This window comes from Promicromonospora sp. NPDC050249, assembly GCF_040656015.1.
Lineage (GTDB): Bacteria > Actinomycetota > Actinomycetes > Actinomycetales > Cellulomonadaceae > Promicromonospora.
The window spans coordinates 42,714-57,120 of the sequence record NZ_JBFAKY010000032.1 but is presented as its reverse complement, the minus strand read 5'-3'; the positions used below and the strand labels follow the sequence as shown (position 1 = coordinate 57,120).

Here is a 14,407-nt window from a genome sequence, read left to right as displayed (position 1 = left end):
GTTGCGATGAGATCGGTCAATCAAACGACCGATCTCATCGCAACCGACCGAAGTCGCGGAAGGGACGTGAGCAACCGACCGAAGTCGTCTGCCCTGTCGGTCAGCCCTTGTTGCGGGGCGGGGCCTCGCCCAGCTCGCTCGACGTCACGACCATGCCGCCCTGGACCGCCTGGTCGCCCTGCCCCTCGGCAGCGGCCACCAGGTCGAGCACACCCGTGACGCGGCCAGCGGCCTTGATGTCCAGGGCCGCGGTCTCGACGGCGGTCAGCGACGCGGCGGGCACCGCCAGCGACGCGGCGACGATCGGGGTGCGCATCGACGCCTTGGCCTCGGACTTCACCTTGCGCAGCGCCGCAAGGGCGTGCCCCGCCGCCGCGAGGTCGGCCGGGTCGGCACCGTCGGACGCCGCACGCAGCGGTCCCGCGACGGGCCACTCCGCGCGGTGGACCGAGCCCTCACGCCACCAGGACCAGACCTCTTCCGTGGCGAACGGGAGGTAGGGCGCCAGGAGCCGCAGCATGGTGTCGAGCGCGATCGCCAGCGTGGTGCGGGCTGACGTCGTCTCGGCGGAGAGGTTCGCCGCGTCGTCACCGGCGCCGTAGGCGCGGTCCTTGACGAGCTCGAGGTAGTCGTCGCAGAACGCCCAGAAGAACGTCTCGGTGAGCTCGAGCGCACGGGTGTGGTCGTAGGACTCCAGCGCCGCGGTGGCCTGCTCGACCACTCCCGCCAGCCCCGCGAGCATGGACCGGTCGAGGGCGACGGTCACCGCCGCCGGGTCGAGCGCGATCTCGCTGCCCGCGCCGCCGCCGAACGACAGCGCGAACTTCGAGGCGTTGAGGACCTTGATCGCCAGGCGGCGACCGATCTTCATCTGCCCCACCTCGAACGCCGCGTCCGTGCCCAGGCGAGCGGACGCCGCCCAGTACCGCACCGCGTCGGAGCCGTGCTCGACGAGCAGGTCCATCGGCGTGACGACGTTGCCCTTGGACTTCGACATCTTCTTGCGGTCCGGGTCGAGGATCCAGCCGCTGATCGTCGCGTTCTTCCAGGGCAGCACCTTGTTCTCCAGGTGCGAGCGCACCACCGTGGAGAAGAGCCAGGTACGGATGATGTCCTGGCCCTGGGGGCGCAGGTCCATCGGGTACACGCGGTCGAACAGGTCCTGGTCCCGCTCCCAGCCGCCGACGATCTGCGGCGTCAGGGACGAGGTCGCCCAGGTGTCCATGACGTCGGCGTCGCCCACGAAGCCGCCGGCCTGACCACGCTGGTCCTCCGTGTAGCCGGCGGGCGCCTGGGACGTCGGGTCGATCGGCAGCGACTCCTCGGCCGGGACGATCGGGTGGTCGTAGTCGACCTCGCCGTTCGCGGCGATCGGGTACCAGAGCGGGATCGCGACACCGAAGAAGCGCTGGCGGCTGACCAGCCAGTCGCCGTTCAGGCCGTTGACCCAGTTCTCGTACCGCACCCGCATGAAGTCGGGGTGGAAGTCGAGCTCCTTGCCGCGGCCCAGCAGCTCCTCGCGCAGCGCCTTGTCCCTGCCACCGTTGCGGATGTACCACTGGCGCGAGGTCACGATCTCGAGGGGCTTGTCGCCCTTCTCGAAGAAGTTGGCCTTGCGCTGGGTGGCCACCGGCTCGGTCGGCATGTCGCCCGACGCGACGAGCGCGTCGACGATCGCCTTGCGGGCGCTGAACGTCGTCTTGCCCGCGACCTCGGCCTCGAACAGCTCGGCGCCCGGGCCGCCCGGGAGCCACTCCGGCACCTCACGCGTGATGCGGCCGTCGCGGTTGATGATCGAACGCGTCGGCAGCTGGAGCTCGCGCCACCACTGCACGTCCGTGAGGTCACCGAAGGTGCAGCACATCGCGATGCCAGCACCCTTGTCCGGCTCGGCCAGGTGGTGCGCGAGCACGGGGACCTCGACGCCGAACAGCGGCGACGTCACCGTGGTACCGAACAGGTGCTGGTACCGCTCGTCGTCCGGGTGCGCGATGAGCGCGACGACGGCGGGGATCAGCTCCGGCCGGGTGGTCTCGATGTAGACGGGCTCGCCGTCCGCCTGGTGGAAGGCGACCTTGTGGAAGTGGCCGGGGTAGTCCCGGGCCTCCAGCTCGGCCTGGGCGACGGCGGTCTGGAACGTGACGTCCCACAGACCCGGCGCCTCGGCCTGGTAGGCCTCACCGCGCTGCAGGTTACGCACGAACGCGCGCTGCGCCGTGGCGCGCGAGACGTCGCCGATGGTCTGGTACGTCTGGGCCCAGTCCACCGAGATGCCCAGACGGCGCCACAGCTCCTCGAACTGCTTCTCGTCCTCGGCCGTCAGGCGCTCGCACAGCTCCACGAAGTTGCGGCGGCTGACCGGGACCTGGTCCGCGGCCTTGACGCTCTTGCCGGTGCCCTCGAACGGGGGAGTGAAGTCCGGGTCGTAGGGCAGCGACAGGTCGACGCGCACGCCGTAGTAGTTCTGGACGCGGCGCTCCGTGGGCAGGCCGTTGTCGTCCCAGCCCATGGGGTAGAAGACCTCGAGGCCGCGCATGCGCTTGTAGCGCGCCACGATGTCCGTGTGCGTGTAGCTGAACACGTGTCCCACGTGCAGGGAGCCAGAGGCTGTCGGCGGCGGGGTGTCGATCGAGTAGATCTCGTCGCGGGTCTTGGTGCGGTCGAACGCGAAGGTCTGCTCGGCGGTCCAGCGCTCGTCGAACTTGGTCTCGAGACCGTCGGTGCTGACCTTGTCCGGTACCTCCTTGACCACCGCGCGGACGACGTCGGCGCCGGCTACCGAGGCGGCCGAGGAGTCGAGGGCGGGTGTGGTCACGGCCGGGTCCGTCGGCCCGGAGGAGGCAGGAGTGCTCATGCGCACCAGTGTCCCAGATTCGAGCAAGCCGAAGTACACGTTTCCACGGTCACGGAGTGATCAGCAGTTCTGCCCCGTACGGCTCAGCCGGCATCGGCGAGCGCCTGCTCCAGAGTTGCGTCGGTGCAGGTGTCGGTGGCGACGGGGCCGTCGATGGAGAGCTCGACCACGGCGTCCTGGTGCTCGGGCGACGACTGGCCGCCGCCGCCGAGCTCGACCGACCAGCCGTTGGCGGACACGGACTCGACCCAGATGTCGCCGCCGTGCTCGGAGTGCTGCTGCTCGGACATCGGCTCCAGGCCGTGCTCCTCGAGCACCGGGTCGACCTGCGCGGCGAGCGAGGCGAGCAGCTCCTTGGCATCGTCGATGGTGCCGGCCCCGTTGGCGCTCGTGACGAAGAGGTAGCAGAGCCCGTCCTCCTGCTCGGTGACCGACGGGTAGGTGGCCAGGGACTCCGCCCACGTCAGGTCGTGCGCGTCCGGCGTCTCCTGGAGAGCGGCGAGGACGTCGTCGTACAGGTTCGTGTAGGTGGTGAGGGCCTCGTCGAGGGGCGGCGCCTGCTCGGTGGGGCCTTCGGGTGTGCAGCCGGTGAGGGCCGCGAGCGCGACGGCGAGGCCGGCGGGGACGGTCCGGGATGCGCGCACGAGGTGCTCCTTGACGAGTCGGGGGCTGCTTGCCCGTGATCGGTCTCGGACGCTACCAGCGCCCGCAGCGGCTGTCTCGACCCTGACAGGGGGAGCTCTACCCATGGTCAGCCGGCCATGATCAGCCGGCCAGGTGGGACCAGCGCGGTCCCAGGTCACGCCAGTGTCCGACGGCGGCGACGCGCCCGCCGTCGAGCACCACGACCCGGTCGGCGGTCGCGAGGGTCGCCGCGCGCGACGTGGTGCCGAGCACCGTCGTACCCGCGGACCGCAGCCGGGACCAGACCTCCGCCTCGGTGACGGCGTCGAGCGCGGACGAGACGTCGTCCACGAGGAGCAGGTCGGAGCCGGTGGCCAGCGCCCGGGCCAGGCCGAGCCGCTGCACCTGGCCGCCCGAGAGCCGCAGGCCGCGGTGTCCCACGAGCGTGGTCGTGCCGCCTGCCTCGGCGATGTCACGGCCGAGCCCGGCGGCAGCCACCGGACCGGTGACGGGGCGGTCGTGGTCGAGCCGTACGTTGTCCGCGAGGGTTCCTGACACGACGTGCGGCACCTGCGCGACGTGTGCGACACGTGGCGGGCGCAGGAACGTCTCCGGATCGGTGACCTCCTCGCCGTTCCAGCTCAGCCGCCCGCCGAGGTCGACAAGACCGGACAGGGCCCCGAGCAGCGACGACTTGCCGGATCCGACCCGCCCCACGACCAGCACGAGCTCGCCGCGCCGCACCGTGAGGTCAACGCCCGCGACGCCTACCGTGCCGTCGTCGTGCGTCGCGCTGACGCCGTCCAGCCGCAGTTCCCGCAGCGCGCCCGGCGCGGCAGAGGCTGTCCCCGCCGCACCCGATGCCCCCGGACCGGATGCCGAGGGGTCCGACGCCGCCGGGTCCGCGGTGCCGGCGAACAGGTCGAGGTCCCGTGGCACGTCGGCGAGCCGCTCCGTGCCGGCGTACCGGGAGGTGACCTCGACCCAGCGGCGTGCGGACGCGGCGCTGGTGACAAGCTGCCCCAGTCCGTACCCGATCCAGCTGAAGGTACCTATCGAGGTGCTGACCAGGAGAGCGGTGGCGAGCGACCACGTACCGCCGAGGTGCAGCGACCACGCCAGGACCATCGCGATCCGGCTCAGCACCGAGGGCGCGAGCCCGACGAGGAAGCTGGTGCGCTCCTCGCGCAGCGAGGCCTGCACGCGGCGTCCGTCCACCCGGGCGACCTGGGCGAGCACACCGCCCGTAGCGGCGGCGAGCTTGACCGTACGCACCGCGTCGAGGGCTGATCCGAGCAGGCGGCCCAGCTCGGCGGCGGCATCACCCGCGCGTCGTGCGGCGGCCGCGACGGACCGGCTGCCCAGTACCTGCGCCGTGAACATCACCGCCGCCATGGCCAGCCCGATCGCACCGGCGAGGAGGCTGTCGCTCAGCACTATGAGCAGCGCCAGCGTGAACGGTGCGGTGAGGACCTCGCGCCAGGCCTGGGTGTGTCCGGTGAGCCGGTACTCCTCCTGGGCCCGCGCGGCGATCTCACCGGGGGCGTCACGCACCGTGCGGCGCTGCGCCGTCTGCCCGCGCAGGACGGCGAGGCGCAGCCGTAGCCGCGAGTCGGCCCACCAGCGGGCGCTCGTCAGACGGATGGTGAACGGCAGCAGGGTGTTGGCCACGACCGCGGCCAGGATGGCGCAGGCAAGCAGCCAGGGCGCCGAGCCCTGCTCCAGGTCGACGACGAGCGACGCCCACAGCCAGCCGACGACCAGGCCGGTGGTGGTGAGGTAGTCGGTGAGCTCCCAGACGAGGGCCGGGAGCAGCAGGCCGAGCGGACGGGCGCGCAGCGTGCTCCACACGGCCCGGACCATCGACGTGCGCGGCGGCGCGGGATCCCGGCCCTGTCCGGCCCGTGCGGAGCCCGACGCATGGTCGCCGACGGCGAGCTCGGCGGGCGGCGTCCGTCTGGCCTGGTCGGTGCCGGTGTCCGGGCCGGTGTCCGCGGGCGGTTCCGTGAGCCCCGCCGCGGCGACGAGCTGGGCGAAGTGCCCGTCCGCGGCCGCCAGCCGGTCCCAGGGTCCGTGCTCCACCAGGCGTCCGCCGTCGAGCACCGCGACCGTGTCGGCATGCCGCGCGGTGGGCAGCCGGTGCGCGACGACCAGCGCCGTCCGGCCCGCCAGGAGGGCGCGCGCGGCGAGGGTTACCCGCTCCGCCGTCGCCGGGTCCATCCGGGCCGTCGCCTCGTCGAGCACGACCACCTCGACGTCGCGCACCAGGAGGCGGGCGAAGGCGACGAGCTGTTCCTCCCCGGCGGACAGGGTCACGCCGTCGGACCCGAGGCGGGTGTCCAGGCCGTGCGGCAGCGAGGCGACCCAGGCCCGCAGGCCGAGGGCTTCCACCGCCTGCTCCACGCGTTCCGCGGGTACCGGTGCCCAGAGCGTGATGTTCTCGGCGAGGGTCGCGGCCAGGATCTCGGTGCGCTGCCCGACGACACCGACGCGGGTTCGCAGCTCGTGCAGGTCCAGGCCGGTGATGTCCCGACCGTCCAGGAACAGGCTCCCCACCGGCGGCTCGACCGCCCGGGACAGCATCTTGGTCAGGGTGGTCTTGCCCGAGCCTGTCCGCCCCACCAGCGCGCACGTGCTGCCCGCCGGGATGGTCAGGGACAACGGGCCCAGGCGGAAACCGCCGCCGTACCCGAACGTCAGGTCACGCAGCTCGACGTCCACCCCGGTGGAGCGGCCGGGGAACGCCTCGCCGCCGACGGGTTCCTCTGGCACACCCAGCAGGTCGCGCACGCGGTGGAACGTACCGATCGCCTCCTCGACGCGCGGCAGCAGGCGGCCGAGGACGTCCACCCGGCCGACGAACCCGGTGACGAGGAGCCACAGCGTGACCAGCCGGGCGACGTCGAGCGTGCCTCCCGTCACCGCCCACACCCCGCCCACGAGGACGGCGCCGACGAGGGCGTCCAGCGGAAGCTCGGTACGCAGCCGCACCCGGGAGAACACGACCGACCACTCCTCCCGGAGCCGGATCTGGCGCGCCGCCAGCTCGGCGTACCGGCGCAGCACGTACCGCTGGCCGTGGGCGGTGCGCAGGTCGTCCCGGGCGGCGATCGCCTCCTCGAGCTGCGCCATGTGGTCCGAGCCGGCCTCCGAGCTGCGTCTGCTGAGGTCGCGCAGGGGCCGTGCCGCCCGTCGCGCGAACACCAGCACCACGGCGGCCACCAGGGGGAACGCGATCCAGGCCGGCCACCACACCAGGCCGGCGGTCACCCACCCGACCACCAGGCTGATCGCCGCCTGCCCCAGCGTGATGCCGATACCGCTGATCGCGCGGGTGAGCCGCTCGGGATCGCCGTTGACGCGGTCCAGGAGCTCGCCCACCGCCTGCTCCTCGAGCGCCGGCAAGGGCTGGCTCAGGGCAGCTGCGGCGAGGTCGACCCTGAGCGTGGCCTCGGCGCGGGCCACCGCACGTTGCACGACCAGCCACGTCACGGCGTCCAGCACGATGACGGCCGCGCTCACCGCCGCGAGCACGATCAGCGTGTCCCTGGCCGGATCGGCGGCCATCCGGCCCGTGACCACTGCCACGTACGACGAGGCCATGGCCGCCAGCAGCGCGGCAGGGACCGCGACGGCGGCGACCCGCAGCGCGCGCCGACGCCACGAGGCGCGGCGCTGGTCGCCGGCCTCGTTCGTTCGACGGCTCGGTCGGGCCGGGGTGTGGGGCACGGTCCGACTCTGCCACCGGTCACTGACACTCGGTCCGGGCCCGGGGCAGCTGCTGCGGGGTCGTCCGCGGGGCCCGTGGTCCAGACCTGATGTGGGTGTCAGTGGGTCGACGTAGCGTGGATCTCGTGACCTACCGCGAGCTCGCACCGCCCACCGGCCTGCTACCGGTGGTGGCCTGCCTGTGGGAGCACGACGTGCCGCCCGACCACGAGCAGCGGATCATCCCCGACGGCTGTGTCGACCTGGTCCGGCTCGGGGGAGAGCTCGTGGTCGTCGGCGCGGACACGGGCCCGGTCGTCGCCCGGTCGCACGCCACGGCGGCGTCGGCACGGACCAGCGGCATCCGGCTCCGGCCGGGCGCGGCGGGCGCCGTCCTCGGCATCCCCGCCTCGGAGGTGCGCGACCTGCGGGTACCGCTCGCGGACGTGTGGCCCGACGTCGGCCCCGCGCTCGCCGACGCGCTCGGCGCGGCGGACCCCGCGGGGCGGCTGGACCTGCTCGCCCGCACGGTGCTACGGCGAAAGGCGGAACGGGACGGGCTCGTCGCGGCAGCCGCATGGCGGCTCGGGGTGCCGGGCGCGCGGATCTCCGGCGTCGCCCAGGACCTGGGTGTGAGCGAGCGGCACCTGCATCGCCGCACCGTGGACGCGGTCGGCTACGGGCCCAAGATGCTGGGGCGGGTGGCCCGGCTGCGGCGGCTGATCGGCCTGTCGGCGGGTGCGCCGTCGTCCCTCGCGGAACGCGCGGTCGCTGCCGGGTACGCGAGCCAGGCCCACATGTCCGACGAGGTGCGCCGGCTGACCGGCCTCACACCCGTCCGTTTTCTGGAAGACGCCGCACTGACCGCCGCCTAGCGTCGGATTCATGAGCACAACGACGAGGATCGACACCGGAGCCGCGAGGCGGTTCATCTACGACGACGCCCGCCTGCTGGAGCGGCACCGCCTCGCGGTGCTGTTCGACGGCGCGCCGGGCAGCCGTGTCCTGGACGCCCTGCGTCCTTACCGGAACGACGACGGCGGGTGGGGCCACGCCCTGGAGCCCGACCTGCGCGGGCCGGACAGCCAGGTCTCGGGCGCGCTGTCCGCGCTCGAGGTGCTCGCCGAGCTGGGGACCGCCGCCGACCCGGCGGTGACACCGCTGGTCAGGGAGACCGCCGACTGGCTGGCGTCCGTCGCGCTGCCCGATGGGCGGGTGCCGCACGTGCTGCCGACCGCCACCGCGTACCCGGCCGCACCATGGATGCAGCCGAACGAGGGCGGCATGCTCACGTTCGCGATCGCCGGCCACCTGTGGGAGCTGGGTGCCGACCATCCATGGCTCGACGCCGCGACCGCGTGGTGCTGGGCCCAGGTCGAGACCGAAGGAGGCCTCGTGGGCGGCTACCCGGTCAAGTTCGCCGTCCACTTCCTCGACGCCGTACCCGAGCCGGACCGCGCGGCCGCCGCGATCGAGCGGATCCGGCCGCTCCTGCGCACCGACGGCACCATCCCCGTCGGAGGCGGGCAGGACGACGAGAAGCTCAGGCCGCTGGACCTGTCGGCGAGGCCCGGTGCGCCCAGCCGTGCGCTGTTCTCCGCGGACCAGATCTCCGCGGAGCTCGACCGGCTGGAGAGCGAGCAGCTGGACGACGGCGGCTGGGACTTCGACTTCCTGCACTGGTCACCGGGGCAGGCGGTGGACTGGCGCGGCATCGTCACCCTCGGAGCGCTGCAGACCCTTCGAGCGCACGGCCGGCTTCCGTAGCCTGCTCGGTCGCGTGCCGCACGAACCTCGCCACGTCGGGCGACGTAGCGGTGCACGCCCAGGCGACCCGCAGCTCGCTGGCCGAGAGGCCGACGACCGGCACGACCACCGTGCCGTCCGTCGGCCGCTCGGGCACGTGGGTGCGCGGCATGAAGCCCACTGCCTGGCCGAGCCGGATGCTGCCGGTGTACTGGGCGGTGTCGTGCACCACCGGACCGGGCCGCCAGTCATGGTGCTCGAGGTCCGTCCCGGTCCAGAACGCCATGGCGGCCGGCGGGAGGTCCGGCCAGACCGGGAACGTCTCGCCCGCCAGCTCGCCCCGGTGGACGACGTCCCGCCCGGCCAGCCGATGCGACCCGGGCAGCACCGCGACCCGCGGAACGGTGCTGATGAGGTCGCTGTCCAGGCCGCGGTCGTCGAACGGGCTGCGGAGCAGCGCCACGTCGGTGGCCCCCGCGCGCACCTCGCCGGCCTGGGCGCCGACCTCGACGATCGCCGCACGAGCAGGCAGCTCGTCCGGGTAGCGCTCGTTGTAGGAGTCCACCAGGCGCCGCAGAGGTTCGACGTCGCAGGCGCGGGCCGTCACGCGCAGGTGCGGCTCCTCCCGCCCGAACCTCGTCGCCCGGGTCAGCGCGGCCTCAGCCGCCTCGACGACGCCGCGGGCATCGCCGCTGAACTGCCGCCCGGCCTCGGTGAGCGCGACCCCCTGGGGCTGCCGCACGAAGAGCGCGGACCCGATGGCGTGCTCCAGCGCGCGGATCGCCCGGGACAACGCGGGCTGGGTCATCCCCAGCCGCTCCGCGGCGCGCGTGAACGTGCCCTCGTCCGCCACCGCCACGAAATAGCGCATGTGCTTGAGATCGACGTCCGGTGTCACGTCGTGAGCATCGCATGTGCAGGAGCCATGCCGCCAGGGCATACCTCCATGCCACGCGGGCCTTGGATCGTTTCTCGGGACTCCGGTCTGCTGGGTGCGGGGCCGGCAAACCGTCCCCGCACCCAGCAGAAGGAGAGAACGATGGCGCAGAACGCAGTAGTCACCGCCGGCACCCGCGGGATCGGCGCGGAGGTGGCGCGGGAGCTGGTCCGGCGCGGCTACGCCGTGACCGTCGTGGGTCGCGACGCGGCGCACGGGCAGGAGGCGGCTCGCCGGATGGGCGGCGCGCGATTCGTCCAGGCGGACCTCTCGGTGCTCGCCGAGGTCCGCGCGCTCGGCGAACGGCTCGCGGCAGAGGGCCCGCTCCGGCTCCTGGTGAACAACGTGGGCGGCATGTGGTCCGAACGCCGGCAGACGGCCGACGGCATCGAGGCGAGCTTCGCGGTCAACCACCTGTCCCCGACCGTGCTGACCGAGGCGCTGCTCGACGCGCTGCGCGCCGGCGGCCCGAGCCGGATCGTCGACGTCACGTCGTCGTCCATCGGCACCCTGAACGGGCCGCCCGCGTACGACGACGTCGAACCGGACGAGTACTACGGCATGGCCGTCTCCGGCCGGGCCAAGCTCGCCCACCTCGCGTACACCCTGGACCTGGCCGAACGACTGCGGGGCACCGGCGTCTCGGTGTTCGCGGCGGACCCCGGGGCCGCGGCCACGCCCAACGGCGCGGAGATGACTCCCGAGATCCTGCCGCCGGCCCTGCGCCCTCACTGGCAGCAGATCCTGGACCTGCAGCGTCCCGCCGCCGAGGCCGCCCGCACCGTGGTGTTCGCCGCCACCGACCCGTCGCTGGCAGACCGGACCGGCGTCGTCCTCGACCCGGAGTGCCGGCCGTCGGACGCGCTGACCGGGGCGATCACCCCCGGCCTGCTCGCCGCCTCCCAGGCGCTCACCGAACGGGTGCTCAAGGCCACCCTCTGAACGCAGCCCCCGCCGTCTAGGCTGTCCGGGTGGTGACCATCGGCTATGCCGCGATGCTCGAACAGTTCGCGCCCCGGGAGGCCGTGGAGCTGTCGGCGCTCGCCGAGGCGCACGGCTTCTCCGGCATCATGGCCGCGGACCACTTCCAGCCGTGGACCCCTGCCCAGGGGCAGGCGGGCTTCGTCTGGAACGTGCTCGCGGCGGCCGCTGAGCACACCACCGGCGACCTGGGCCCCGTGACGGCGCCGACGTTCCGGTGGCACCCCGCGGTGGTCGCCCAGGCGTCGGCGACGCTCGCGGCCATGAACCCGGGCCGGCACTGGCTGGGTGTCGGCTCGGGGGAGGCCCTCAACGAGCACGTGGTCGGCGGCTACTGGCCGGAGGCCGCCGAGCGGATCAACCGCATGTTCGAGGCGGTGGAGATCATCAAGAAGCTCTTCGCCGCATCGCTGGCCGGGCGCGACGTGAAGCATGCGGGCACGTACTTCAAGCTGGAGTCGACGCGGCTGTGGACCATGCCGGCGGTGGCCCCCGAGATCCTGGTCGCGACAGCGGGTCCGGTCACCGCTCGTCGTGCGGGGCGGACGGCGGACGGGCTGATCACCCAGGCGGCGCCCCTCGACCGGATGGCTTCGCTGCTCACCCGGTTCGCCGACGGCGCCCGTGAGACCGGCCGTGACCCGGGGCGGATGCCGAAGGCGCTCCAGCTCCACCTCTCCTGGGCGCCCACGCACGACGAGGCGGTGGCCAACGCCCTGACCGAGTGGCCGGTGGGCGGCATGCGGTTCCCGCGGTCCGACATCCGCTCCCCGCACGACTTCGCGCAGCTCGCGCGGATGGTGCGCCCCGAGGACTTCGAGGGGCGCGTGCTGATCTCCGCCGACCCGGACGAGCACCGGGCGTCGATCCAGCGGTACGTCGACCTCGGGTTCGACCGCATCTACCTGCACAACGTGGGCCGCAACCAGCGCGAGTGGATCGACACGTTCGGCCGAGAGGTGCTGCCGAAGCTCGTGCGGTGACGTGCCGCGCGGTGCCCGCAGGAGCAGCCTCCGGGAGTCAGCGAGTGGCGTCCCAGTGCCAGCTGTAGCCGTAGGACTCCTGTCGCACCTCGACCGCGGCCAGCGGGCCGACGTCGGGCAGCGTCACCGTGACGGTCACCGGCAGGGTGTCCGTGAGATTGCCCTGCGTCCAGAACGTGTCCTGCGCGGTCGCGTCCGCGACCGTGCTCTTCTTGACCTTCCCGTCCTGCGCGACGGCGTAGATCCCGAGATACGCGCTCGGCGTCGGGTTGCCGTACACCTCTGTCCCCACCTGGTCGCACGCGAGCGTCAGCGTGGCCTGCCGCCCCTCCACCGCGGTCACGCTGGCGATCCAGCACGAGCCGTTCTCCAGATGTCTGACGGTCCCCTGTGCCCACGGACGGTCCAGGCTGCCGTCCGCGACCAGCTGGACGGGGCCCGGACTGTTCTGCGGCGGCGGCGTGGTCAGTGTCTGCCCCGTGCCGGCGGGCTCCCGATCGTCGTCGGCGAGCGAGCTCCAGATGCCGAACGCGGCTCCTGCCAGCACCGCCGTCCCGGCGGCCACCGAGCTCAGGACCACCAGGGGCCGCCGTCGGCGGCCTCGTCGTCCGTCGCTCCGCAGTACGCCGCTTTGTTCTACGCGACGCTCGGCGCCGCGCACCCGCCGCGGCCTGACCAGGGGGAGCGTGGCCCCGGCCGGCTCGGCGGCACCGAGCGAGTGCAGGATCGCGTCGAGGGTCGGACGGTGCTCCGGGTCCTTGACGAGGAGGGCGTCGAGGAACGGGCGCAGGTACGCGGGAGCGTCGTCGTAGGACGGCGGGGACGCCGCGACCCGGTACAGCACCACCGCCGGGTGGTCGCCCTCGAAGAGGTGGTTCCCGGTCGCGGCGTAGTACGCCAGCGCGCCCAGTGCCCACACGTCGGCGGCCGACGTCGTCCGGTTGCCCGACGCCTGCTCCGGGGCCATGTACATCGGGGTCCCGACCGGCTGCCCGGTCATGGTCAGCCGCGTCGCGCCGACCGAGGCGACGACGCCCAGGTCGATCAGACGCGGACCGTCCGGACCGAGGATCACGTTGGCCGGTTTGACGTCCCGGTGCACCAGGCCGGCGCGATGGATCTCGTGCAGTGCCTCGGCGACCCCGGCGACCAGGCGCAGTACCTCGTCCTCCGGCAGGGGCCCCTGGGCGGCGAGGGCCTGCGAGAGGGTGGGCCCGGGGACGTAGTCGGTGGCGAGCCAGGGCAGCTCCGCGTCGGGATCGGCGTCGATCAGGTTCGCGATGAACCGGCTGCGAACCTTGGCGGCGGCCCGCACCTCCCGCCGGAAGCGCGCGCGGAACTCGTCGTCGTGGAGCTGGGCGCCCCGGATCAGCTTGATCGCGACCTGCTGTCCGCGACGGGTGGTCCCGAGGTAGACGTCGCCCATGCCGCCGCTGCCGAGGCGGCTCCGGACCCGGAACGGCCCGATCGCGCGGGGGTCGCCGGACCGCAGGGCGGCCGGCTCGGGTACGGGAACCGTCCTCTGAGCGGGCGGGTCGTGCAGCACCGGACGCTTCCCCCATCGATCGCAGTACGAACCAGACACAGCTGAACCAGACAGCCGGGGCCTGGACGCCTGGCAGGGTACCGCGCCGGCACGGCCGACCGCCTTGATACAACGGCCACGGACGGATGCCGTCCTCCACGCCGCGCTCCGGCGCCCGGTCGTGGTGTGAGGATGGTCCCCGTGGAACGACTCAGCATCTGGGCCCCCGACGGGCTGCCCGAGATCAGCCCCGGCGACGACCTCGGCGAGCTGATCGCCGGCCTCCTGGCGAGCCAGGACGAGCAGGACCGGCCGCAGGACGGCGACGTCGTGGTGGTGACCTCGAAGATCGTGTCCAAGGCGGAGGGCAGGGTCGTGGCCGCCGACGACCGCGAGCAGGCGATCACCGACGAGACCGTCCGGGTGGTCGCCCAGCGGGAACGGCCCGGGCTGCCGCCGCTGCGGATCGTCGAGAACAAGCTCGGCCTGGTGATGGCGGCCGCGGGGGTGGACGCGAGCAACACCCCTGAGGGCACGGTGCTGCTGCTGCCCGTCGACCCGGACGCCTCGGCCCGGACGATCCGCGCCGTGCTCACCCAGCGGCTCGGCCTGCGCCACATCGGCGTGGTCGTCACCGACACGGCCGGCCGGCCCTGGCGCGACGCCCTGGTCGACATAGCGATCGGCTGCGCGGGGATCGCGCCAACGGACGACCTGCGCGGCAGCACCGACGCCCACGGCCGCCTGCTCAACGTGACGGTCACCGCCGTCGTCGACGAGATCGCGGCGGCGTCCGAGCTGGTCCGGGGCAAGTCGAGCGGGCGTGCGGTCGCCGTCGTGCGCGGCATGGGCCACCACGTCACCGCCGACGACGGCCCGGGCGCCCGCGTCCTGGTACGCAGCAGCGCCGACGACCTGTTCCGCGAGGGTTCGGCCGAGGCCTACGCCCGAGGCCTGGCGGACGGCGGTGCGACAGCCCGCTGACGCGTCGGGCCCGTGGCGTACCCAGTGATTCGGCCCGAAGATCGCTCGATTCTGGGCCGGATCAC

The 14,407-nt window shown here is 73.3% G+C and carries 10 protein-coding genes; 5 read left to right on the top strand and 5 right to left on the bottom strand.

The annotated features are described in order from the left end of the window. Window positions 1–100: 100 nt before the first annotated feature. The 3 genes from valS to AB0I32_RS21930 all read right to left on the bottom strand — a co-directional run bounded on the left by valS (window position 101) and on the right by AB0I32_RS21930 (window position 7,207). Window positions 101–2,854 carry a valine--tRNA ligase gene (valS, locus tag AB0I32_RS21940; RefSeq protein WP_357509888.1) on the bottom strand — a complete coding sequence of 918 codons (2,754 nt, stop codon included), beginning with the start codon at window positions 2,852–2,854 and terminating at the stop codon, window positions 101–103. Between the two features lie 83 nt (window positions 2,855–2,937). Continuing rightward, entirely contained in the window at window positions 2,938–3,498 is a 561-nt protein-coding gene (locus AB0I32_RS21935; protein ID WP_357509886.1) for a hypothetical protein, read from the bottom strand. Between the two features lie 121 nt (window positions 3,499–3,619). Next, window positions 3,620–7,207: an ABC transporter ATP-binding protein gene (locus tag AB0I32_RS21930; protein WP_357509884.1), complete on the bottom strand. Its 3,588-nt coding sequence runs from the start codon at window positions 7,205–7,207 to the stop codon at window positions 3,620–3,622. 125 nt (window positions 7,208–7,332) lie between these two features. Between AB0I32_RS21930 and AB0I32_RS21925 the strand changes: the two genes are divergently transcribed. Both AB0I32_RS21925 and AB0I32_RS21920 read left to right on the top strand, forming a co-directional pair. Continuing rightward, window positions 7,333–8,061, top strand: a complete 729-nt coding sequence (locus AB0I32_RS21925; protein ID WP_357509882.1) for a helix-turn-helix domain-containing protein — start codon at window positions 7,333–7,335, stop codon at window positions 8,059–8,061. A gap of 10 nt (window positions 8,062–8,071) precedes the next feature. Beyond that, window positions 8,072–8,953, top strand: coding sequence for a hypothetical protein (locus AB0I32_RS21920; RefSeq protein WP_357509880.1), 882 nt, complete (start codon window positions 8,072–8,074; stop codon window positions 8,951–8,953). On the opposite strand, the gene AB0I32_RS21915 is transcribed toward AB0I32_RS21920, so the two are convergent. Further along, window positions 8,904–9,830 carry a LysR family transcriptional regulator gene (locus AB0I32_RS21915; RefSeq protein WP_357509878.1) on the bottom strand — a complete coding sequence of 309 codons (927 nt, stop codon included), beginning with the start codon at window positions 9,828–9,830 and terminating at the stop codon, window positions 8,904–8,906. The two genes, AB0I32_RS21920 and AB0I32_RS21915, sit on opposite strands and share 50 nt — an antisense overlap. A 141-nt stretch (window positions 9,831–9,971) precedes the next feature. On the opposite strand from AB0I32_RS21915, the gene AB0I32_RS21910 reads away from it, so the two are divergent. Together AB0I32_RS21910 and AB0I32_RS21905 are read left to right on the top strand one after the other, a co-directional pair. Further along, window positions 9,972–10,811: an SDR family NAD(P)-dependent oxidoreductase gene (locus AB0I32_RS21910; protein WP_357509876.1), complete on the top strand. Its 840-nt coding sequence runs from the start codon at window positions 9,972–9,974 to the stop codon at window positions 10,809–10,811. A gap of 29 nt (window positions 10,812–10,840) precedes the next feature. Next, a complete protein-coding gene (locus AB0I32_RS21905) occupies window positions 10,841–11,833 on the top strand; it encodes a TIGR03557 family F420-dependent LLM class oxidoreductase (RefSeq protein ID WP_357509874.1) in 993 nt (330 codons plus the stop codon). 37 nt (window positions 11,834–11,870) lie between these two features. Here the strand turns inward: AB0I32_RS21905 and AB0I32_RS21900 are convergent, their stop codons facing one another. Further along, window positions 11,871–13,379: a serine/threonine-protein kinase gene (locus AB0I32_RS21900; protein ID WP_357509872.1), complete on the bottom strand. Its 1,509-nt coding sequence runs from the start codon at window positions 13,377–13,379 to the stop codon at window positions 11,871–11,873. Window positions 13,380–13,550: 171 nt separating this feature from the next. On the opposite strand from AB0I32_RS21900, the gene cofE reads away from it, so the two are divergent. Continuing rightward, a complete protein-coding gene (gene cofE, locus AB0I32_RS21895; RefSeq protein ID WP_357509870.1) occupies window positions 13,551–14,342 on the top strand; it encodes a coenzyme F420-0:L-glutamate ligase in 792 nt (263 codons plus the stop codon). The last annotated feature ends 65 nt before the right edge of the window (window positions 14,343–14,407 follow it).

Coding starts and splice junctions, on each gene's coding strand:
- AB0I32_RS21920 (WP_357509880.1), top strand. CDS start 8,072: ATGAGCACAACGACGAGGATCGACACCGGAGCCGCGAGGCGGTTCATC.
- valS (WP_357509888.1), bottom strand. CDS start 2,854: ATGAGCACTCCTGCCTCCTCCGGGCCGACGGACCCGGCCGTGACCACA.
- AB0I32_RS21910 (WP_357509876.1), top strand. CDS start 9,972: ATGGCGCAGAACGCAGTAGTCACCGCCGGCACCCGCGGGATCGGCGCG.
- cofE (WP_357509870.1), top strand. CDS start 13,551: ATGGTCCCCGTGGAACGACTCAGCATCTGGGCCCCCGACGGGCTGCCC.